Below are 22,070 nucleotides of genomic sequence, written 5' to 3'. Positions count from 1 at the left end.
ACCGCGCTGACGCCGCGGGCGCGACGATCGGCCCGGGCGCATGCCATGTCGTGTGTGCGCTGCCTTCCCGGCCGGCGGGAATCGCGCATGCATGGCCCTCGTTCGGCTCGACCTCCGCGCTCGCGCCGGAGGTCGGCGCCGAGGCCACGCGACCCCGCGAGGGGATGTCGATCCGTCGGAGCCCGCGGCCACCCGGGCTCCAGCAAGGTGCCCATGCCAGCACGACGCGCGCCCTTCCGCCTGCCCTTCCTCTGCGCCTGCGCCGCCCTCGCGGCGTGCGGCGCGGCGCCACGCCCCGCCTCGCCCGGAGCGGAGCCGCCGCCCGGCCACGATGCCGCGGGGACGCCCTTCGCCGAGCGCGTCCCGCTGTTCGAGGACATCGGCGCTCTCCATCACCCCGTGACGACGTCATCGGAGCTCGCGCAGCGCTATTTCGATCAGGGCCTGCGCCTCGTCTATGCGTTCAACCACGACGAGGCGCGGCGGGCGTTCGAGGAGGCCGCCCGCCTCGATCCCGGCCTCGCCATGGCCCGCTGGGGCGTCGCGCTCACGCTCGGCCCCAACATCAACCTGCCGGCCGAGCCGGCGCGGGAGCGGGCCGCCTTCGAGGCCGTCGAGCAGGCGCGCGCGCTCGCCGCGTCCGCGACCGCGCGCGAGCGCGCGTACATCGAGGCGCTGGCCGAGCGCCACGCCGCGGCGCCGGGCCGCGACCGGACGGAGCGGGGCCGCGCCTACGCGAGCGCGATGCGCGAGCTCGCCCGCCGCTTCCCCGACGATCTCGACGCCAGCGTCCTCTTCGCCGAGGCGCTCATGGACCTGCGCCCGTGGGATCTCTGGACGCTGGACGGCCGGCCGCAGCCCGGGACCGAGGAGATCGTCGCCACCTTGGAGGGCGTCCTCCGGCGCGATCCCGAGCACCTCGGCGCGAATCACTATTACATCCACGCCGTGGAGGCGTCGCGCGCGCCGGAGCGCGCGTTGCCGAGCGCCGAGCGGCTCGGCGGTCTGGCCCCAGGGGCTGGGCACCTCGTGCACATGCCGTCGCACATCTTCCTGCGGGTCGGCCGGTACGCGGACGCGTCCGACGCCAACGAGCGCGCGGTCCTGGTCGACCGCCGGTACATCCGCGAGCAGCGCCCGGAGGGCATCTATCCGATGATGTACTTCCCTCACAACCTCTATTTCCTCTCGGTCTCCGCGAGCATGGAGGGGCGCAGCGCCGTCGCCGTACGCGCGGCCCGCGAGCTCGGCGCCGCGGTGCCCGACCGCCACGTCCGGCACATGCCGATGCTCGAGATGTTCCGGCCAGCGCTGCTGTTCGCCCTGGTCCGGTTCGGCCGGTGGCGGGACGTCCTCGCCGAGCCGGCGCCGCCGTCCGAGCAGCGTTACGCGACGGGGATATGGCGCTACGCGCGCGGCCGCGCGCTCGCGTCGACGGGGCGCCCCGACGACGCCGCGCGCGAGGCGGCGGCGCTCCGGGCGGTGTCGTCCGAGATCGCCGGGGTCACGATCGGCAGGAACCGCGCGGAGGACCTGCTCGAGATCGCCACGCTCGTGCTGGAGAGCCAGATCGCCTCGGCGCGCGGCCAGGCCGGCGACGCCGTCCTCAAGCTCCAGGCAGCCGTACGCGTCGAGGACACACTGCGTTATTTCGAGCCGCCGGACTGGCCCGAACCGGTCCGCCACACGCTCGGGGCGGCGCTCCTCGAAGCGGGTCGACCGCGCGACGCCGAGGCGGCTTATCGGGAGGATCTGGCCCGTAATCCCGACAACGGCTGGTCCCTCTCGGGCCTCGAGCAGAGCCTGCGCGCACAGGGCAGGGAAGAGGAGTCGGCCGCCGCACACGAGCGCTTCGAGCGCGCCTTCGCGCGCGCCGACGTGCGGCTGTCCGGGTCGCGCCCGTGAATGTCCGGCCTCGAGCGGCCGCGGACGACGAGGAAAAGCGCGCTTCGCCGGCATGCGCGTCGATTCAATCTGCTACGTTGATGGGGTGTTGTGCGCGAAGCTTGGACTCTCAGCGCTCCTGTGTCTCTTCTCTTTCACTGTCAGCCTATGCGCCGCATCGCTCCTCGGTTGCGAGGGCTCCGAGCTCCCGCCGTATAAGCACGTCCCGCGGAACGACGCGGGCGAACCCCCGTGTGCGCCGGGGCAACTCCGCGGCATGAGCGGGTGTGTCTCCGTGGGCGTCCAGGGCTGTACCGGCGATTTCGTCGGTGAGGACGGGTTCTGCCGTCCCGCGCTGGAGCGGTGCTCGCCCGGGAGCATCCCGACGTTCGACGGGGGTTGCGTCGACGTCGGGATCCCCGGGTGTGCAGCGGAGTTCGTGGAGGGCGGCGGCTGTCATCCCACGATGGCGAAGTGCCCGGAAGGGACGTTCGCGGTCCCGCAGAGGGGGTGTATCTCCATCGACGGCCCAGACGGCTGCGGCTCGGGGCCGTGGGGCCAAGTCGCCGAGGCGCCCGGCGACATCCATGTCGATCCGAGCTACGCGGGAGCGGGCGGCGACGGGTCGCGGGACAGGCCGTTCGCGACGCTGGCGGAGGCGCTCGCGGCGGTGCAGGCGGACGGCCGCGTCGTCCTGGCCGAGGGCGAGTACGACGAGCCGGTCGAGATCTCGAAGCCCATCGAGCTGGTCGGGCGGTGCGCCTCCCGGGTCGTGCTCCGGGGCGAGCAGAGCGACCCGAGCGGCAACGTCAGCGCGGTCTGGATTCATGACGTCGAGGGCGCCGGCGTGCGCGGCGTGAGCGTGATCAGCCCGTCCATCGGGCTGTTCATCCAGTCGGCCGAGGTCTCGGTGCGCGACGTCCGCGTGACGGGCGGGAGCGGCAGCGGCGTCGTGGTCGCGCTCCCCGGCGCGAGCCTCGACCTGTCGCGCAGCCTGGTCCAGGCGTCGTGGGCGGGCGAGGGCACGGGCGATCAGTGGACGAGCGTGCTGGTCCTGTCCGGGGCGCGGGCGCGGCTCACCGAGAGCGCGCTGGTCGACGGCACGGTCCACCTGCGCATCACCTCCGAGGCGGAGAGGGTGGTCGCCGAGGGCAACCTCCTGGAGATCACGCCCCAGCAGGCGGAGACGACCGCCCCGGTCGGCGTGATCCTGGAAGCGGGCGCGCTGCAGCTCGACGCGAGCGCCCTCGTCCACCACCGCCTGGGCGCGCTGGTGACGGGCGCCTCCGCGGAGCTTGCCGCGACGCGCTCCCTCTTCGCCGCTCCGCCCGAGGGGGTGCAGGACGCCGGCGACGTGGTCGTGGAGCACGGCGCTCGCGCGACGCTCGAGGGCAGCGTGCTGTCCGGCGCGTGCGACGCGCAGCTCGCCGTCGCGGGCGCCGGCACGGCGGTCGAGGTGTCCGGGACCCTCTTCCAGGGCGCGGCCGACGCGGAGGCGGGCCGCCTCGGGTACGCCGTCGAGCAGCGGGGCGGCGCGCTCTCGCTATCGTCGAGCGCCGTGCGCCAGGCCGGCGACGCGGGCCTGGTCGTGTCGGGCGGGACGTTCTCCGCCAGGGGTGTGGTCGTCGCGGGCACCCGCGCGCGCCCGGTCCACCGGGATCGCGCTGCTGGCGTGCTGGTGCGCGGCGCGCGCGCCACGCTGGCGTCGACGGTCGTCCTGGGGGCGCATGTCGCGGGCGTCGCCGCGTCCCAGGGCGCGGAGCTCGAGCTCACGGAGAGCCTCATCGAGGGGGCGCTACCGGAGGAGCGCGATCGCACCGGCGGCGTCGGCCTGCTGAGCGCCGGGTCGGCGCGGATCGTCGTCCAGAGGTCGGCGGTGCTGGAGAGCCGCGTGGCGGGCGTGCTGCTGCTCGCCTCGCCGAGCACGGTGGAAGACACGATCATCCAGGGGGTCGAGAGCGGGACGTTCTCCACGCTGAGCGCCGGCGGCCAGATGGAGTCGGTCTCGGACCTGGGTGATGGGCTCCTCGTCGTCCGCTCGACGGCGCAGGTGAGCTCGGTGCAGGCGGAGGGCTGCGCGCGCGCGGGGCTGCTCTTCGGCGACAGCGACGGCGCGCTCGCGCACGCCCGCTCCACGGGCAACCGGTTTGGCCTGGTCGTGCAGGGCGCGCGGGCGCCGGAGCTGTCGCAGGACAACACCTTCGAGGACAACCAGGAGGGCGATCACGTCACCGAGGGCGCCCTCCCCGTCCCGAGCAGCGCCGCGCCCGCCCCGTGACGCGCCCGCTGGACGCAGCGCGCCCGTGTCCCCGGCGTGTAGCTACATCGAGAAGAACTGACGGATCTTCTCGAGGAGCGCGGTCGTCTTGGCCTCCTCGGTGCCGGCGCGGGCGCGGCGCACCGACACGTTCTCGTCGAGCGCCGACTGGCGAGCGACCAGCACCTCCGTGATCTTCTCGGCGATGCCGGGCGCCGCCGCGAGGATCTCGTGGAAGGCCCCCTTGTCGACCTTCACGAGCTCGCAATCGCTCACCGCCTGGATGGTCGCGCTGCGCGGCTCCCCGGTCATCAGCGACATCTCGCCGAAGAACTTGCCCGGGCCGAGGCGCGCCACCTCGGCCGTGCTGCCGCCCTCGCGCCCCACGATGACCGAGACCTCGCCCGACTGCACGATGAAGAGCTCGTGCCCCGCGGCCCCCTGCCGGATCACGACCTCTCCGGTCATGTAGCTGCACGTCTTCGACAGCGTCGCGAGCCGGTCGAGGAGCGGCGGGGGGAGCGCGGCGAGGAAGTCGACGACGCGCAGCGACTGCAGGCGGCGCTGCCGCTCGTCGGCCTCGCTGCGCGCCTGCGACTCGGACGGCGCCTCGGCCATCCGGACGATGCGGGTGGGGAACGGGACCGCGATGCCCTCGCGGTGGAACGCGTACCAGATCCGCTGACGAACGTCCGAGTCGATGCGATCGCGGCGGGCGAAGTCCTCGATGAAGAAGTTGACCTGATAGCCGATGCTGCTCTCGTCGAACCTCGCGGCGAGCACGAACGGCGGCGGCGCGAGCAGCACCCCGGGCGCCGAGGCCACGGCGCCGAGCAGCGCCTGCTCCACGATCCGCGGCGACACCTCGTAGGGGCCACGCACCTCGATCATCCGCCGCGCGATGGCGGTGGGCTTCGTGAAGTTCCGGATCGTGCTCTTCGCGAGCGTGCCGTTCGGCACCGTGAGCTCGATCTGATCGTTCGTGAGGACCGTGGTCGCGCGCCAGTTGATCTCGATGACCTGCCCGATGAGCCTCGGATCCGGGTCGATCTGGATCCAGTCCCCCACCTCGAACGGCCGCTGCGCCTGGATCGCGAGCCCGGCGAACAGGTTCCCGAGCGTCTCCTGGAGCGAGAGGCCGATCACCGCGGTGAGCAGCGCCGAGGTGGTGAGCAGCGATCCCGGCTCGACCCCGGCCGCGCGGAGCGTGATGAGCGCGACGCCCGCGTAGACGAGGCCCTGGATGATGTCGTGGATGATCCTGGAGAGCGGCCGCCCGAGGCGCACGCCGAGGATCAGGTCGACGACGAGGAGGAAGGCGGCGCGGCCGAGCGCGGTCAGCAGCAGGAAGAGCGCGACGACCGAGAGCGCCACGTGGAGCGACGACGCCGGATCGAGCGGGAGCCGCACGAGCAGCGCCGCCACGTGGAGGCCGAGCAGCGCGACCGGCAGCCGCAGCTTCCCGCGCTGGGCTTTCGGCATCAGCAGCCGAAGCGCGAGGAGCAGCGCGGCGGCGATCCCGATGCCGATCGCGCCCGACGACGCTATCCGCACGAGCACGTCCGAGATGGTTGCGGCGCCGCGCATGGCGGCCGATGGTAGAGCTCCGCCTGCCCCTGTCACAACCGCGTCGCGATCGGGCTTCGGGACCGTCACAGCGCGCGTGATCGGCTGCGCCGGCGGCGCGCGTCGCCAGCCGAGGCCGCCGCGAGCGCGCCGCGATCGCCGGGCGGGCGTCGGGGAGCCTTGCGCAGCGGCGGATGGAGTCGCCGAGAGCTTGCGTCGATGTCGCCGGAACGACGTCGGTCGGGTCTCACGATCGCGTCGATGACGACGATCGCGCACCTCACGGACTTTCATCTCCTCGAGGCGGATCACGACCGCCGCCGCGGCGCCGAGCGGTGGCGGCTTCGTTATCTGAGCTTCGGCCGCCCCATCGACGCCGCGCAGCGCCGCCGCCGCGCGCTCGCCGCGCTCGTCGAGGCGTGGCGGAGCGGGGCGGACCACCTGGTGCTCACCGGCGACCTCACCGAAGACGGGACGCCTGCCCAGTTCGAGGTGCTCGCCGCGGTGCTGGCGGAGAGCGGCTGGGACCCGGCCCGCGTCACGCTGGTGCCTGGCAACCACGACGCGTATGGCGGGGGCGACGCGTGGGAGCGCGCTCTGGAAAGCTGCCTCCGCCCCTTCGCGGCCACCAGCGGGCGGGGGGCGGTGGTCGCCCTCCCTGGGGCCGTCGTCACGGCGGTATCGACGGCCATGATGCAGCCGGTGACCCGCTCGGCGGGCTCGATCGCGGACCGCGAGCTCGCGCGCGTCGCCGCGCTCGCCGCCGAGACGCGCCGCTCGGGCGACGCGCTCGTGGTCGCCCAGCACCACCCGCCGCTCCCGCACCCGATCGGCGCGATGCAGTGGCTGGACGGCCTCATCAACAGCTCCGAGCTCATGGCGCTGCTCCACGAGCACGATCACCTCCACGTGATCCACGGCCACACGCACCGGGAACACGACGCGCCCGTGCGCTCCGGCGCTCCTCCTCGCATCTTCTGCGCGCAGGCGCTCGTGGACGGACCTTCTCCGCTGCGGTTCTACCGTGTGCGTTACGGGCGCCTTCTTTCGGAGCGCACGCGGGTCCGGAGCGGCGCGTCGACGTTCGCGTTGGCGTAGAATCTCTCACATGCACTGGAGGCGCGGGTGCCCCTCACCGCCCTCTTTTCGCCGGAGACGTGGCTCGTATAGAGTCCTCGCCGGATCATGAAATTCAATGTCTTGCTCAGGGGCACGGTCACCCTCGTTGCTGTCTCGTCGCTCGCGGCCCTCCTGGGCTGTGGCGGCGCCGAGCCCACGCCTGCGGCGCCGGTGATGCGCGACGCCGAGCCAGTCGAGACGTCGCGCCCGACGATGAGCTCGCGGTCCGAGATCGGCGGCATGAACGAGGAGAAGGTGCAGGCGGCGTTCGAGCGCGCCTCTCCGCGGCTCTCGCGCTGCTACCAGAAGGGCGTCGAGCGGATCCCCTATCTCGGCGGCGAGATCCGCTTCAAGGTCCGGGTGACCGAGGAGGGCACGGCGCGCTGGGCGTTCGTGAAGGACTCGACCCTCGGCGATCGCGAGACCGAGACGTGCATGCTCAAGGTCCTGAAGGCGACGAGGTGGCCGAAGCCCGTCGGCGGAGAGGGCCTGGCGGAGAACAGCTTCAGCTTCGAGCCGAGCAGCGACGAGCGCCCGCCGGTGCCGTGGACGCCCGACCAGCTCGGGACGCCGTACAAGAAGGCGCGGCCGGCGCTCGAGTCGTGCCGGAGCCAGGCCGGCGGCACCCAGCTCAAGGCGACGCTCTACATCGACACCGACGGCAGGCCGCTCAGCGTGGGCGTCTCCAGCGCCGACGAACGGGGCGAGGAGGCGGCCGAGTGTGTCGCCGGCGCGCTCCGCGAGATCACCTTCCCCTCCCCCGGCAGCTACGCGTCGAAGGTGAGCGTCGACATCGACTGACGCCGCTCGCTGCCGGCTGCTCGCACGCCGTGCGGGCGCGCCCGTCGACCGCCGGCGGGCGCGCCGAAAGCCGCCGCGTCCCGGCTGGGTCGGGCGTGGAGGACGGCCTTTGGCGCCGTCCACCGGGCGCGAAATCTCCCGCCCTTGCTGGGGGCGCGCCCCGCGGGACTGCGCTAGGCTCTGATCGTGGGCAAGGTCCTCTGGCAGATCCTGGCGCTCTTGTGGAAGGTGGCTCGCCTCGTCCTCTGGAAGTGGCTGAAGCCGCGGCTGATGAGGCTGATGATGGTCACCGCGGCGCTCGTCGGGGTGATCCTGCTCGTGGTGGCCGTGCTCGGCAGGCTGTAGGGCGGTCCTCGCGGGGCGGGCGGGCGCCGCTGGCTTGTCCGCGGCGGCTTCCGGCAAGTACTCTCTCCGGCTTGCATGGCTAGCTCACCGTCCTCCTTGCTCCTCGCGGCCCTGACGTGCGCGATCGCGTCGGGGGGCGCCGCCGCTTGCTCGGAAGAGAGCCCCGCCGCGGCGGCGCCGGCCTCGCTCGAGGCCGATGTGCCGCGCGCCCCTGCCGAATCCGACGCGCCGCGCGCCGCGACCGTCGAGGCCGACGCGCCACGCGCCGCGGTCGTCGAGGCGGCGCACGTCGCGAACGCGCCGGCCCCGGTCCCGGCGGAGGACGGAGCGACGCCCCCGGCGAGCGCGGCGAAGGAAGGCGCGCGCATCTATTCGAAGGCGCGGTTTGCCTGGATCAACCCCGGCCCGTACCCGACGCGGGGCTGGAGCGGTTACCTGGGCCTCGGCGGGTCGGTCGCGCTCCGCGGCGGCAGCGTCGAGGCCGCGCGGACGCCGGGGGAGGGCTGCGATGCGTGGTACGCCATCGAGCCGCGGGGTTACATCTGCGCCGGCGCCAGCGCCTCGGTCGACACGAACGATCCGGTCGTGGCCGCGCTGCGGCCGCACGCGCCCAAGATCGACTCGCCGTGGCCGTACGACTACGCGGAGTCGACCGGCGCGCCGCGCTACCCGCGGCTCCCGAGCGCGAAGGAGCAGCGGCGCTCCGAGTGGGACCTCGAGGCGCACCTCGCGAGCGTCGCGAAGGTGCGCGCCGCCGAGGGGCTGAGCGACGAAGCCGTCCGGGAGATCGACGAGGCCCTCGTGGGCGTCGATCTGAAGCCCGCGGGCGTCGCCGCCCCGGCGCTGTTTCCCTTCGGCGACCTCGTGCGCGAGGCGCGAGACCGGATCGTGAACGGCTCGACGGTGGCGTTCACCCGGGCGTTCGACGCGCAGGATCGGACCTGGGTGGTGACCTCGGACCAGGCGTACATGCCGAAGGATCGGCTGAGGCCCTACCCGCGCTCGAGCTTCGAGGGGGTGTGGCTGAAGGACGGGCGTTCGCTCCCGCTCGCGTTCTTCCGCAAGACCGATCGGCCGAAATACCAGCGGGGCGCCGGCGGTCGCTTCGAGCCCACGGGCGCGTCGTTCGCGCGGCTCGCCTCGGTCGGGCTCACGGGCCGCGCCGAGGTCGAGGACGGCGAGCGGTTCCTCGAGACGCAGGAGCCGGGGGTCTACGTGCTCGCCGACGACGCCGTGGTGATCGAGGCGGCGAAGCGCGCGCCGCTCGAGGGCGAGAACGATGCCTCGTCGCCGCCGCGCAAGTGGATCGAGATCAGCGTCCTCGGCGGCTGGTTCGTCGCCTATGAAGAGCTCACCCCGGTCTTCGCCACGCTCATCTCGCCGGGGCGCGGCGGCGTCCCGCAGAAGGGCATCCCCGCCATCGAGACCGCGGCGACGCCGACGGGGCGCTTCCGCATCGACGGGAAGTTCGTGACGGCGACGATGGTGTCGAGCTCGAACGACAACATCGTCCACTCCGAGGTGCAGTTCGTGCAGAACTTCCACGGCCCGCACGCGCTGCACGGCGCTTACTGGCACGACGCCTGGGGCGAGCTGAAGAGCGGCGGATGCGTCAATCTGTCCCCCATCGACGCGAAGCAGATGTTCGCCTGGACCGACCCGCCGGTCCCGGAGGGGTGGCACGGCCTGCGGGCCTCTCGCGACGCCGGCCGCTCCACGGTCGTCCTCATTCACCGCTGATCGCGCGCGCCATCCGGTCCACGAGCCGCAGCGCGGCCTCCGCGAACACCTCCGGCTCGAGCAGCAGCCCGACCACGAGGAAGCCGTCGCGCGGCATGTCGAAGAAGTAGCCGGGGTGGACGATGATCCCCTCGTCGCGCACGAGCAGCTCGACCCAGCCGTCCTCGTCGTGCACGCGCGGGACCTCCAGCGTCGCGTACCACCCGCCGTCGATCGGCAGCCGCCGGACCGCGCCCCCGGCGCGCGCCGCGATCGCCGCGTCGAGCGCCGCCAGGTTGGCCTGCACGCGCGACAGGATCGCGCCCTGGACGGGCGCCCGCGCGGCGAGGATCTCCGGCAGCGCGAGCTGCACCGGGGTGCCGACCGAGAGGTAGGTATCGGCGATGATCTCGAGTCGCTCCACCGCCGCGGCGGCGAGCTCCGGCGGCCCCGAGACCGCGATCCAGCCGAGCTTGAGCTGCGGCAGCGCCATCACCTTGGACAGCCCGCTCAGCACGAAGGTCAGCGCCTGCCGCCGGCCGGCGAAGCTCGGCAGGCGGTCCGAGGCGAGGTCCCCGTGCGCGTAGTCGCCGAACACCTCGTCGACGATCAGCGCGAGGCCGCGCTCCCGGGCGCACGCCTCGAGCGCCGCGGCGTCGTCGCGGCGCACGAAGGAGCCGGTCGGGTTGTTCGGGTGGACGAGCACCACGGCGCGCGTCCGCTCGCCGGCGGCGCGCTCCAGCGCGCCGAGGTCGATGCGCCACCCCTCCTCCTTGAGGAGCGGGTACGGCGTGAGCGCCACGTCCTCGAGGCAGGCGAGGTACTCGAGGAGCGGGTACGACGGCACCGGGACGAGCACGTCGTCGCCGCGCTCGGCGAGCAGCTTGAGCAGCCAGCCGTACGCCTCGCTCGTGCTCGCGGTCAGCACGACGCCCGCCGGATCCACGTCGATCCCGCGCTCCCTGTAGTACCGCGACACCGCGGCGCGCGCGGCGGGGTCGCCGAGCGGCAGCGGCGCGTACGTCGAGCCGCGCGGCTCGCCCAGGCGCGCGATGAGCGGCGCCGTCTCGACGATCCCGCAGCGCGTCGGGTTCGATTCGGTGAAGTCGACGAGCGCGCGCCCTGCCCGGCGGGCCTCGACGAGGGCGGACGCGAGCCGGTTCTCCGAGAGATCCCACCCCGTGCGCGCCGCGAACCGGAGCGGCCTCGGCGCGGGCGCGCGCCGGGCGTCTGCCTCTTCCGTGGGAGGTCGATCTGCGCTCACCCGTCTCTCCATGGTCCCTGATCCATCCTCGTCGTGGTCTGCCCTGCCGTGCCGCCCGGCCACGGTGACATGGACCGCGCCGGACGGCAGCCGGGGCGCGGGCCTCCGAGCGCGACGCCGAGCGCCGCCCTCGGCGAGCGCTCAGCCGCGGCGCCGGCGGCGCGCAGCGAGCGCCGCGGCCAGGGCGCCCGCGAGCCCGACGGCGACGCGGCGCGACGGCCCGTCCCGGTCCGCGCCGGCGGCCGCGCAGGTGCACGCGCCGCTCGTCACCTCGAGCTCGCCGTTCGCCATCCACACGTCGCTCCCGACCGGGAGCTCGCGCGCGCCGAGCGAGACGCCGTCATAGAGCACGTCGACGACCAGCGTGGCGCCGCCGGAGCCGTGCGGCGCCGCGACCGCGAACCGCCACAGCCCGCGGCGCACCTCCGTGAGCGGCGCGTGCATCGCCCCGCCCTGGAGCGCGACCGTGAGCTTGTCGGCGGGGACCCTCACCGGGGCCCCGTCCGCGCGTCGCAGCTCGATCGTCCCCCAGACGGGCCAGGACGGGTCGGGCCTCGCGTAGGTGCTCGACAGCACGTACCAGCTCCTGTCGAGCGCCGGCGTGTCGTCCCCGCTCTCGGCGGCCTCCAGCGCGAGCCGCGTGCCCTCGAGATCGAGCACGCCGGGCCCGAGCTGCGCCTCGAGCGGCACGGCGCCCCTCGGGTACCGCGCGCCGGCCTGGAGCGCCTCGGTGACCTCAGCCTGGGTCAGGTTCGGGTTGACCTGGAAGAGCAGCGCGATCGCGCCTGCGACCTGCGGGGCCGACATCGACGAGCCCGACGCGATCGCGTGGTAGTCGTCGACGACGAAGCAGGGCTGGTCGTCGGGGCACCCGGGCGTGTCGAACAGCCCTCCGGGGCCATCGCGCGGGTCGACCCCGCTCCCCATCGCGGCCGCGACCAGGCCGCCGGGCGCGCTGATCTCGGGCTTGGCCACCCCGAACGGCGTGGGGCCGGCCGCGCTGAAGTAGCAGGCGCTGTCCTCCTGGATCGCCTCGCCGTCGAGGCTCGTGAGGCGAATGCTCGTCGAGCTCCCCTGCGGCTGCCAGCGGACGCGGTTGATGGTGCATCCCACGGCGAGCAGGCCGGGGTGGCTGGCGGGCACGTTGATCGTGCCCTGCTTGATGCCGCGCGTGAACTGGAGCCCGAGGTCGTGCGACGCCGAGACGTCGCCGAGCCCCGTCACCCAGAGCTGCGCGTCCCCGCGGCCTTTCAGGTGGATCGCGAACTCGCCCGCCTCCCACGCCCCGCTGAAGGCCACGACGGCGCTGTTCGTGTTCGCGTCGATGGGCTTCCCGTTCGCGATCCGGTTGATCACGGCGCCCGTCGTCTCGCCGTCGTCGGCGGTGTAGCCGGCGCTCTCTCCGGGCTCGATCAGGCCGATCCACGTCTCGCCGCCCGGCCCCTCGAGGCCGACCGACACCTCGTCCCCGGGTCGGAAGGTGATCCAGACGTATCCATCCCCGTTCGACGCCCTCGGCGTGCGGATGGGCACGCGCGTGTCGGCGTACGGCGAGACGTGCGCCTCGGTGTGGATCCCCATCGGTCCTTTGCCGTCGATCTCGTACAGCGCGCCGCTGTTGCCGGCGGCGACGACGATCGCGCGTCCCGGGTGATTGTCGCCGACCATCGCGGCGAGCCCTGCCTCGAGCGGGCTCGTCCCGTCGTGCGGCCCGAAATCGCTCCCGACGCTCAGGTTGACGACCGCCGGCATGCCGAGCTCGTCCGCGCGGTCGAAGATGAACCGCACCGCCTTGAGGATGTCCGGATCCTCGAACCCCTCACCGGGCAGCGAGGGCGCGGCGACGATCAGGGTCGCGGCCGGCGCCACCCCGACGTACCGCGGCCGCGCGTTGACCATCGGCCCGCCGTTGCCCGCCGCGATGGAAGCCACGTGCGTACCGTGCCCCGCGATGTCGCGCGGGATGTCCAGATCCCCGCCCTCGAGCATGGAGTCGATGTCGGCGCCGGAGAGGATCGCGCACCTCGACTGGTTCGGGTCATCGCACCCGTAGTCGTCCTCGAGCTGCGCGTGCAGCCCTTTGGGCCTCCCCGCCTGAAGCAACCATCGGATCCGCGTCTTGCCGTCCTTGCGCCGGAAATCCGGGTGGGCCACGTCGATGCCGGTATCGACGATGCCGACGATCACCCCTGTGCCGTCCGCCCCGGTCGCCTTCCGGTACGGGTCGACGCGGATCCACACCTTGGATCGATCGAGCTGGGGCTGCCGCGGCGGTCCTGTGAACAGCGAGAGCTCCGGGTGCGCGTCGGCGAAGGCGCCGATATCTCTGGGCGCGAGCCGGACGGTCCCGAAGCCCGGCGCGACCGGGAGCAGCCCGAGCGACCGCGCGTCGGCGCCGGCGGGCAGCGGCACCAGCACCGGGATACGCCCGCCCGGATCGGCGAGCGGGTGCCGCCCGAGGCGCGGGCTGAGCAGGCGCGCCACCGCTGGGGCCGGGACGTCGGCGCGCGCTTCGCCTGGCGCGAGAGCGAGGCCGAGCAGCGCGAGGGAGAGCGGGAGCCTGCGGGCAAGCACGCGGCGAGTCTACACCACCTTCGCGCGCGGCCGGCCCCGCGGGGCGCGCGGCCCTCGCGGCGCGCCCTCGACGGCGCCGCGGCGAGCCGCGCACCTGCCGGCGCGCCGCTCACACCGGCGGGACGAGGTGCTTCTTGCGCGGCCGCTCTTCGACCTTGCCGGCGTACCGCTCGAAGCGGCGCGCCACCTCGCGGCGGAGGTTCGCCGCCGGCACGACCGCGTCGATCACGAGCTCGCTCGCGAGCTTCTCCAGATCGACGTCCGCGCGGTACTCGTCGCGCAGCTTCTGGACGAGCGCGTCGCGCTCCGGCCCCGCCGGGATCGCCTGGATCTTGTTGAAGTAAACCGCGTTCACCGCGGCGCTCGGCCCCATCACCGCGATGGACGCCGAGGGCAGCGCGATGCACTCGTCCGGCGCGAACGCCGGCCCGCACATCGCGTAGAGCCCGGCGCCGTACGCCTTGCGCACGACGACGGACAGCTTCGGCACGGTCGCCTCGCTCACCGCGGCGATCATCTTCGCGCCGGCCCGGATGATCCCCTGCCGCTCGACGACGGTCCCGATCATGAAGCCGGGCACGTCGGCGAGGTACAGGAGCGGGATGTTGAAGGCGTCGCACAGCCAGATGAACCGCGCCGCCTTGTCGGCCGAGTCCACGAACAGCACGCCGCCCTTGTACTTCGGCTGGTTCGCGACGATCCCGACCGCTCGCCCCTCGATGCGCGCGAGCCCCGTGATGATCTCCTTCGCGTAGAGCTTCTTGATCTCGACGAAGCTGCCCTCGTCGATGACCGCGTCGATCACGGCCATGATGTCGAACGGCTTGTTCTCGTCCGCGGGGATCACGTCCTCGAGCGGCCGCTGCCCTGGCTTCTCCGGCCTCGGCTCGACGCGGGGCGGGGCCTCCGCGGAGCTCTGGGGCATCAGCGCGAGGTAGCGCTTCGCGAACGCGATCGCCTCCTCCTCGGTCTTCACGAGCACGTCCCCGCACCCCGAGACCGAACAGTGCATGCGCGCGCCGCCGAGCTCTTCGAGCGTGACCTTCTCGCCGATCACCATCTCCGCCATCCGCGGCGAGCCGAGGTACATGCTCGCGTTGCTCTCGACCATGCACACGACGTCGCAGAACGCCGGGATGTACGCGCCCCCCGCCGCCGACGGGCCGAACAGCAGGCAGATCTGCGGTACCAGGCCGCTCAGCTCGACCTGGTTGTAGAAGATCCGGCCCGCGCCGCGCCGCCCGGGGAACATCTCGATCTGGTCGGTGATCCGCGCCCCCGCGGAGTCGACGAGGTAGAGCAGCGGGCACCGGAGGCGCCGCGCGGTCTCCTGCACGCGCAGGATCTTCTCGACGGTGCGGCGCCCCCACGAGCCGGCCTTCACCGTCGAGTCGTTCGCCATCACGCACACCGGGCGCCCGCCCACGGTCCCGCTGCCCGTGATGACGCCGTCGGCCGGCAGCTCGGGATCCAGCGCGTTGGCGAGCGCCGCGTCCTCGATGAAGCTCCCTTCATCGAGGAGCAGCGCGACGCGCTGCCGCGCGAACAGCTTGCCCTGCTCCGCGTTCTTGTCGTGGTACTTCTGCGCGCCCCCCTTCTCGATGCGCGCCGTGAGCTCCCTCAGCTTCTGATCGAGCGACATGGCGCGACCCATAGCCCTAAGCGCGCCGGGCGACCACCTCCCGCGCCGCCGTTTCGAGCTCCCGCGCGGTCCGGGCGACCAGCACCTTGGTCGACGCGGCGGCGTAGCGCAGCATCGCGCTGTCCCCCGTCCCCCAGGCGCCGGGCCCCTCGGGGCAGAGCCAGAGCAGCGCCCGCGCCCGGTCGCGGAGCCTCCTCACGACCTCCGCCTCGTCCGCGAAGTAGTTCGTGCGCCCGTCGCCGAGGATCACGAGGGTCACCCGCCGGTCCACGTCCCGCCCGTACCGCTCCTCGAAGGCGCTGAGGACGCGCCCGTAGTTCGAGTTGTGCGCCCGGCTCACCACCTCGCCGCGCTGGATGCGCTCGAGCGCCGCGCCCACCGGCATCGCCCCGAAGAGCTCGGTCGTCTCGGCGAGCTCGCTCACGAAGACGAACGAGCGCGTCCGGTCGAAGAGCTCCTGCGCCGCGCAGACGAACTCGAGCATGAACCGCGCGGCGACGCGGACCGAATCCGACACGTCGCACAGGACCATGAGGCGCGGCTTGTCGCGCCGGCGCGCCCGCCGGGCGGGCTGGAAGGGCACGCCGCCGGTCTGGAGGCTGCGCCGCAGCGTCCGGTGCGGATCGATCCTGCCGCGCCGCGCGCGGCGCCTCCGGAGCCTCTCGGCGCCGCGGAGCCGCTCGGACAGCGCCCGCACGGCGCGGCGCACCTCGTCGATCTCGCCTTCGTCGAGGGAGGCGAACGGCACGTCCATGCGGCCGGGGGCCGCGGGCTCCTCGCCCTCGAGGCGCCGGAGCGCCAGCGTCACGTGCTCGCGCACGCGGTGCCGCATCCGCTCCATCTCGGCGGCGAGCGCGTCGGCGAGGGCCTTCCCCCGGTCCTCGCCGAGCGCTTCCTCGAGCGCGCTCCGGATCCGCCGCAGCGCGCTGGCGACGGCGGGCACCCCGAGCTGATCCATCACCCGCTGCGCGAAGAACCCGACCTGGAGCGAGCTCGTCATCGGCGCGAGCACACGCGCGATCCCCGCCGACCGGAGCGCCTGGTCGAGCTCCCCTGCGGTCCCTGCGAGCGCCTGGAACCCGAGCGCGTCGCCGGACGCGCCGCTCCGCTCCGCCGCCGCGGTCAGCAGATCGCGGAGGGCGGAGAGCTCCCCCTCCGAGAACCCTCGCTCCCGGAGGCGCGCCCACAGGTCGCCGACGTGCGCGCCCTCCGGGGAGAAGAAGCGGTCGAAGCAGGCGCGGTACCGGCGGAGATCGGCGGCGCGCTCGACGACCACCGCGCCGATGGCGTCCCGCAGCCTCGCGCGGTCGCCGAACCCGACGAGGGCGCACGCGCGCGCGGCGTCGATGGCCTGCGCCGTCGACACCGCGAAGCCGTCGCGCCGCAGCGCCCACAGAAATTCGTCGATGGAGAGGAGCATCGGGGGGCCTCGCCGGTCGCGCGCGACCCGCGGCGGCTACGGCGCCGGCGCAGGCTCCGCGAGCAGCGCCTGGAGGAGCTTCTCGACCTGGGCGTGCCGGGACGGGTCGTACCCGACCACCACGTCGCGGATGACGCCCTTCTTGTCGATCACGAACATCGTGGGGAGCGCCTTGACGCCGTAGGCCGCGGAGGTCGACTCCGAGTCGTCCGAGGCGACCGCGTAGCGCATGGCCAGGGCCTGCGCTGTTTTCGTCGCGACGCCCACGCTGTCGGTCGTCAGGCCGATGACCCGCAGCCCCTGCGCGGCGTATGTCGCGTGCCACTTCGAGAGCTGCGGGGCCATCAAGCGGCACGGCCCGCACCAGGTGGCCCAGAAATCGAGCAGCACCACGTTTCCGCGCAGGGCCCCGATGTTCGCCGGAACGGTCCCCGCCACGGTGGCGAGCGGCTTCCAGCTGGGCGCGAAGGTGCCGATCTTGTCGAGGCGGAGGATCTGATCGTGCCCTGGGAACGGCACCAGCGTCGGCGCGACGTCTCGCTCCTGCCCGCCGCGTCGGATCCGGAGGTTCACCACGTTGCCCGGCCCAGCGACCGCGACGCGGGCGACCAGCTGCTTCGGATCTTCGAGCGGCACGCCGTCCGCCGCGACGACGTGATCCCCATCCACGATGCCCGCCTTGGCCGCCGGCGAGCTGGTGACGACGTGCTTCGCGACCACCCCCCCGGCCGGTCCGGGCGCCAGCTCCACGCCCAGCCAGGCGCGGCGAGACGCTTCCTGGGCGACCGCCTGTGAGGCCCCTCCCATCAGCGCGGCGCCTGACAGCGCCACCAGCGTTGCAGCGAAGAGGGCGCGCCACGCGCGGCCTCGCCTGGAAGAGGCCAGGTGCATCCTGGCAGTGTAGCATCTCGACCGGTGCGGTCCCGAACCCGCCTCCCTGCGTGGTGCGCGCTCGCCGTGGCGACCCTGGCCTCGCCGATCCTCTCGATGGAGGCGTCGTCCCGTCCCGGGTGGGCACCCTTGCCCCTCGGCTGTGCGCCGTCGCGCTCCCGGACGCCCCCCGAGGAGGCAACCGCGTGGATCGAGCGCGGCTCCAGCCCCGTCGCCGAGCCGCGCGCGACGGCCGCTGCGCCCGCTGCGCCTGCGCCCGCGGAGCCGTCGGCCTGGGAGCTCGCCGGGCAGCTCGCGAGCTTCACGCCGGCCACGGGCCGGGCTCGCTCCCAGCACTTCACCGGCGAGATGGAGGCGGAGGTGCGTATCAACGCGGCCGCCGCTCCCTACCCGGCGCTCGGCCCGGCTCGATCGCTCCCGCCGGGCGCGGCCCTGGTCGAGCTCCACTACCCGGCCGGCTCGTCGGACCCGGCGACGCTGCTCGCCATGGTGAAGCGCGCGGCCGGCTACGACCCTGACGGCGGCAACTGGGAGTACCTCGTCCTCACGCCGCAGGGCACGTCCACCCACCGCGGCGCCTTGCCTCTCTGCAAACGTTGCCATGCGGACGCCCCGCACGACCACCTGTTCGGAGGCCCGCGTTAGCGCGACGCATCATCCCGCTCCATCGACGAGTGGCTCAACTCCGCAAAGATTGCGGGCCACGCCCCCCGGCGCGACACCAGTGCCCGAGCCTTCGTGGTGCGGGGCTCCGTGAACACCGAGGAAACCGCTGTGAAACCCGAATATTCCGCCGGGGCGTTCCGCGCCGAGGGTGTTCCGGGGTCGACGCCGCGCAATGGCACGGAGGCTGCTCCAGGCGGAATTGACCGTGTTCTTCGCTGTGGGCTGCAGCGTGTCGCGGTCCTCCTCCCTCCTGACGGGCCTCATTAGCTTGCGCTTGGTCGTCCAGCTGGTGCGACTTCGCCTCGTCCGTCGCTCAGCTGCTGCTTGGCTTACGCCTTCTGCTGTTCTGTCTGCTTGGCCTGCTCGCCTCGCGGTGCGCTTCAGAGCTTCGCTTGCCTTCGAGAGCGTGTGAGAGCGCGCGGCCATTCCGTGACGGAATCGCCGCGCGCCATGTTTTTGTGCTGCGGCCGGCTGCCCGGCGGTCGGCTCCGTGCGCACGGCCGACCATGTCGCTGCGTGGCTCGCTCGCTCGGTGGCTCATTCGTACGGCGGTGCGACGGCCTGGCGAAGAGGCGGGCTCAGCCTCTGGCGGGCGCCAATCGACCGGAGGGGGCAGTGAGGATCGAGCGGCGTTCGCCCGCGAAAGTCACGCGCTTGAGCGAGCACCCCCAAGCCTCGATCACTTTTCCTTTGACAGGCCGCTCTGGGGCGTATAAACGCCGGCACTCACTTCGCGCAAACGAGCGCGACGCGAGGAACGCGGTGGCGTAGCCACGTCTTGCTGCTTGTCTTTACAGAGCGCCCATAGCTCAGCTGGATAGAGCATCGGCCTACGAAGCCGGGGGTCGGAAGTTCGAATCTTCCTGGGCGCGCCTGATCGGTTGTGTGACAGATCCAGAGATTCCCATGGATGACGGAGCCGAGGTGCTCCTCTCCGCCACGCCGCGACCGGAGGATGCCAGCGCCGAGGATGCAGCTGGCGTCGACGTGATGCGGATGCGCGAGGCGCTCGGCGAGGCCGAGGCCGCAGCAGCCGCTGGCGATGTGCCCGTCGGAGCGCTCATCGTCGATGCGGCGGGGGTCATGCTGGCGCGCGGTCGAAACCGGCGCGAGATCGATCAAGATCCGACCGGACACGCCGAGGTCGACGCGCTGCGGGCGGCGGCGAGGCAGCTGGGCCGGTGGCGGCTCGAAGGGGCGACCGTCTACGCGACGCTGGAGCCGTGTCCTATGTGCGCGGGCGCGCTCGTCAACGCCCGGATTGCGCGGCTCGTCTACGGTTGTCCGGATCCGAAGGCAGGGGCGGTCGACACGCTCTTCGCGATCGGGCGCGACACCCGGCTCAACCATCGCTTCGCGGTCACGTCGGGCGTGCTCGCGGACGAGTGCGCTGCCCTGCTTCGCGCGTTCTTCGCCAAGCTCCGGACGGCTGCGCAGCGACGCTGACGGCGAGGCCCACGGGGCCGCGGGTCGCGTCGCGCAGGCGGGGGTCGGCATGCAGCGGCTCGGCGGCGAGGCCCGCGAGAGCGCCGCGCGCCGGCGCAGATCGTGGTGCGGGGTAGACGACGAAGACCACGAGGGCGCGGGTCAGGGGCCGCGCGGGCGCGGGTCAGGGCGCCGTCCAGGCGCCCCCCTGCTCCTCGGGCCGATCGTCGATGGCTTCGCCGCCGTCTCCGGCGGGTTGCCGGGGCGCGAGATGGGGCGCGGGGGAGCCTCGCACGACGGTCTCCTGCAGCCCCTTCTCGAGCTCCTCGTCGGAGATGCGGTTGCGCCTGTGCGCGATCTGCATGAGCTTGCGCAGGTACTCGCTCCATGCGGGCGTCACCTCCCCGCTCGCATCGAAGTGCTGCACGCTCGGGTTGGGCAGGATCGATGCGATGTAGAGCGCCTGTCCGAGCGAGAGCTGCGCCGCCGACGCGTTGAAGTAGTGCCGCGCGGCGGCGCCGATGCCGTAGACCAGCGGTCCGAACTCCACCACGTTCAGGTAGAGCTCCATGATCTGCTCCTTGGTGAGCTCCTGCTCGAGGTACATCGTGAGCAGGGTCTCCTGGAGCTTGCGCGCCACGCTCTTGGTCCGCTCGAGATACAGGTTCTTGGCGAGCTGCATGCTGACGGTGCTCGCCCCCCGCACGAACCGCCTCTTCCGGAGGTTCTCGCGGATCGAGTTCTTGATGGCCTCCTCGTCGAACCCGTGGTGCCGGTGGAAGCCGCCGTCCTCCGTGGTCAGCACGGCGACCTCCATGAAGCGGGAGATGTCCTCGTAGGGCACCCACTCGGCGGTCCCCGGCCCGGATTCGATCTCGAGGCGCTGGCCGCCTGGTCCGTAGACCAGGCGCCGGAACGCGCGCTTGAAGCGATCGACGCTCAGCTCCCGCGGCATCTCGGTCACGCGGCAGGTGTTGGAGATGCCCCAGTCCAGCGAGAAGGTCCGATCCAGGTTGGCGGTATCGAAGCGAAGCTTCCCCTCGATCCCGAACGAGCCGGCGAGCCTCATGCCGTGGAGCTTCGCCACGACCCCCTTGGGCGCCGAGTCCAGCATCGACTGGCACGCCGAGAGGGGCACCTCGAAGCTGCCGCGGACCCGGTGCGAAGCCCCGGCTTGCTCGTACTCGCCGCGCGCGATCAGCCGCAGGGCGCCGAGGTCGATCTCGGCGTCCTCTGCGACGATCTTGGACCCGTCGAGCTTGCCGTTGGCCTTTGCCCGCCATGCCAGATCGAGCCCGGCGATGGGCTCGTCTGCCAGGGCCGCGCTCCGCAGGGAGAGGTTCTTCAGCCTCCCTTCGCCGTCGACGCCCAGCGTCTGACCATCGGCTGACAGGACCACCCGCGCGCGGCTCACGATCGAGGTCCGCGCCACATCGAACAGCCCCATGTCGCCCTCATGCACACCGAGGGTCGAGAGCCAGATGGGCCCCCCCTGCACGTCGGCGACGATCTCCTGCGGGGTCTCCTTCGCGTCATTGATCGGCACGCGAAGCCGGAAGGTGAGCGCCTGCTGGGCGTCGGAGCCGGCGGTCGAGATCGCCGCCTCGCCGGGCGAGAGCTCCACCACGAGGGAGCCGACCTCGCGCCGTACGGCGAGGCTGCCCGGTCCCAGGTTGAGCATATCGGTCCTGCGCTTGAGGCGCGCGGTGACCCCTGCGACGTCGACTTTTGCTCCCTCGCCGAGCGCCAGATCGATCATCCTGGCCGTCCGCAGGAGCGCTTCTCGGATCGCAACCCCGCGGTTCCGGCCCGTCTCGTCCCCCTCGCCCGGCTCCGCCGATCTCTTGATCTGTGCCGGCCGGGTGTTCCCACCCCGCTCGGGCGCCACCTGGAGTTCGGGCTCGACCTCCGGGAGCGTCACCTCCGCGTCGATGGCCGCGGCCGAGAGCTCGCTCACCTGGTAACGAGCCTGCTCTCGGGCGAGCACCAGCCGGCCCTCCCGGACCGAGAAGGCGGCGCGTCCCAGGGACAGCATCGCTTCCTGCGCCGAGATGGAGGTCCGCCCCTCGGCGCGCGCCAGGTGTACCCCGGTCGCGGACAGGCTCTCCCTGGGCGCATCGGTTCGATCGGTCCAGACGAGCTTCAGCCCCTCCAGGTCGGTGCTCCCGCCCCCCTCGCTCGGGGCGACGCCGGAGCGCCCTGGCGGCTGCCCCGCCCGCCACGTCTCCAGCTCGTGGAGGATCGCTTCCCGCGGCCCGACGGCGGAGACCGTGCCCCCGCGCATCGCCACGCGGCGTCCCGAGAAGCCGAGCGCGACCGCGACCTCATCCAGTCGGATGGCGATGCTTGGCGCGCCTCGCAGCCGGACGTCCACGCCTCTCAGCGAGACGCCGTGCCACGTAGGTCGAACCTGCTCGATCGCCAGCGACGCCCCGTATCCTGCGGCAGCTTTCTCCGCCTGGTAGCGCACGAACGGCGCAAACCCGACGATGAGCCC

15 protein-coding genes and 1 tRNA gene (1 of these 16 running past the window's edge) are annotated in these 22,070 nt (G+C 73.0%); 9 read left to right on the top strand and 7 right to left on the bottom strand.

Translation table 11 applies throughout. From position 1 onward, the window contains the following. Positions 1 to 213 precede the first annotated feature (213 nt). Both WME83_RS15445 and WME83_RS15440 read left to right on the top strand, forming a co-directional pair. The gene (locus tag WME83_RS15445) at positions 214 to 1,905 is read left to right on the top strand and encodes a hypothetical protein (RefSeq protein WP_437320042.1); all 1,692 of its coding nucleotides are present in this window, start codon (positions 214 to 216) and stop codon (positions 1,903 to 1,905) included. Positions 1,906 to 2,161: 256 nt separating this feature from the next. Beyond that, positions 2,162 to 4,162 (top strand): DUF1565 domain-containing protein, encoded by a 2,001-nt coding sequence (locus WME83_RS15440; protein WP_437320041.1) that lies wholly within the window; start codon positions 2,162 to 2,164, stop codon positions 4,160 to 4,162. A 42-nt stretch (positions 4,163 to 4,204) separates the two neighbouring features. Here WME83_RS15440 and WME83_RS15435 read toward each other — a convergent pair whose 3' ends face one another. Beyond that, complete coding sequence (locus WME83_RS15435) at positions 4,205 to 5,728, bottom strand: cyclic nucleotide-binding domain-containing protein (protein ID WP_437320040.1); 1,524 nt, start codon at positions 5,726 to 5,728, stop codon at positions 4,205 to 4,207. A gap of 240 nt (positions 5,729 to 5,968) precedes the next feature. Here WME83_RS15435 and WME83_RS15430 point away from each other — a divergent pair, with 240 nt between their 5' ends. From WME83_RS15430 to WME83_RS15415, 4 genes are all read left to right on the top strand, one after another. After that, on the top strand, positions 5,969 to 6,805 hold the full coding sequence (locus WME83_RS15430) for a metallophosphoesterase family protein (RefSeq protein WP_437320039.1): 837 nt from the start codon (positions 5,969 to 5,971) through the stop codon (positions 6,803 to 6,805). Between the two features lie 87 nt (positions 6,806 to 6,892). Then, on the top strand, positions 6,893 to 7,627 hold the full coding sequence (locus WME83_RS15425) for an AgmX/PglI C-terminal domain-containing protein (RefSeq protein ID WP_437320038.1): 735 nt from the start codon (positions 6,893 to 6,895) through the stop codon (positions 7,625 to 7,627). Positions 7,628 to 7,813: 186 nt separating this feature from the next. Then, positions 7,814 to 7,972 (top strand): hypothetical protein, encoded by a 159-nt coding sequence (locus WME83_RS15420; protein ID WP_437320037.1) that lies wholly within the window; start codon positions 7,814 to 7,816, stop codon positions 7,970 to 7,972. A gap of 75 nt (positions 7,973 to 8,047) precedes the next feature. Beyond that, entirely contained in the window at positions 8,048 to 9,712 is a 1,665-nt protein-coding gene (locus WME83_RS15415) for a L,D-transpeptidase (protein ID WP_437320036.1), read from the top strand. Here WME83_RS15415 and WME83_RS15410 read toward each other — a convergent pair. The 5 genes from WME83_RS15410 to WME83_RS15390 all read right to left on the bottom strand — a co-directional run bounded on the left by WME83_RS15410 (position 9,699) and on the right by WME83_RS15390 (position 17,398). Continuing rightward, a complete protein-coding gene (locus tag WME83_RS15410; RefSeq protein WP_437320035.1) occupies positions 9,699 to 10,955 on the bottom strand; it encodes a pyridoxal phosphate-dependent aminotransferase in 1,257 nt (418 codons plus the stop codon). The genes WME83_RS15415 and WME83_RS15410 overlap by 14 nt on opposite strands. Positions 10,956 to 11,096: 141 nt before the next feature. Next, positions 11,097 to 13,529: a S8 family serine peptidase gene (locus WME83_RS15405; RefSeq protein ID WP_437320034.1), complete on the bottom strand. Its 2,433-nt coding sequence runs from the start codon at positions 13,527 to 13,529 to the stop codon at positions 11,097 to 11,099. Positions 13,530 to 13,638: 109 nt separating this feature from the next. After that, positions 13,639 to 15,171 carry an acyl-CoA carboxylase subunit beta gene (locus WME83_RS15400; protein ID WP_437320033.1) on the bottom strand — a complete coding sequence of 511 codons (1,533 nt, stop codon included), beginning with the start codon at positions 15,169 to 15,171 and terminating at the stop codon, positions 13,639 to 13,641. A 16-nt stretch (positions 15,172 to 15,187) separates the two neighbouring features. Next, positions 15,188 to 16,591, bottom strand: coding sequence for a VWA domain-containing protein (locus WME83_RS15395; RefSeq protein ID WP_437320032.1), 1,404 nt, complete (start codon positions 16,589 to 16,591; stop codon positions 15,188 to 15,190). Positions 16,592 to 16,627: 36 nt separating this feature from the next. Further along, positions 16,628 to 17,398 (bottom strand): redoxin domain-containing protein, encoded by a 771-nt coding sequence (locus tag WME83_RS15390; RefSeq protein ID WP_437320031.1) that lies wholly within the window; start codon positions 17,396 to 17,398, stop codon positions 16,628 to 16,630. A gap of 108 nt (positions 17,399 to 17,506) precedes the next feature. On the opposite strand from WME83_RS15390, the gene WME83_RS15385 reads away from it, so the two are divergent. The 3 genes from WME83_RS15385 (at position 17,507) to WME83_RS15375 (ending at position 19,594) form a co-directional block, all read left to right on the top strand. Continuing rightward, entirely contained in the window at positions 17,507 to 18,127 is a 621-nt protein-coding gene (locus WME83_RS15385; protein ID WP_437320030.1) for a hypothetical protein, read from the top strand. 819 nt (positions 18,128 to 18,946) lie between these two features. Continuing rightward, positions 18,947 to 19,020: transfer RNA gene (locus tag WME83_RS15380), tRNA-Arg, on the top strand. A gap of 34 nt (positions 19,021 to 19,054) precedes the next feature. Continuing rightward, positions 19,055 to 19,594, top strand: a complete 540-nt coding sequence (locus WME83_RS15375) for a nucleoside deaminase (RefSeq protein WP_437320029.1) — start codon at positions 19,055 to 19,057, stop codon at positions 19,592 to 19,594. 163 nt (positions 19,595 to 19,757) lie between these two features. Here the strand turns inward: WME83_RS15375 and WME83_RS15370 are convergent, their stop codons facing one another. Further along, a protein-coding gene (locus WME83_RS15370) for a biosynthetic peptidoglycan transglycosylase (RefSeq protein ID WP_437320028.1) crosses the window boundary here: on the bottom strand, positions 19,758 to 22,070 show its 3' portion. 27 nt of this gene lie beyond the right edge of the window; 2,313 of the gene's 2,340 nt are visible here — the last part of the coding sequence; the start codon falls outside the window, past its right edge — the gene reads right to left on this strand; its stop codon occupies positions 19,758 to 19,760.

Origin of the sequence: Sorangium sp. So ce385, assembly GCF_051474135.1 — a bacterium.
Taxonomy (GTDB): domain Bacteria; phylum Myxococcota_A; class Polyangia; order Polyangiales; family Polyangiaceae; genus Sorangium; species Sorangium cellulosum_D.
This window is presented reverse-complemented; position numbering and strand designations above follow the sequence as displayed.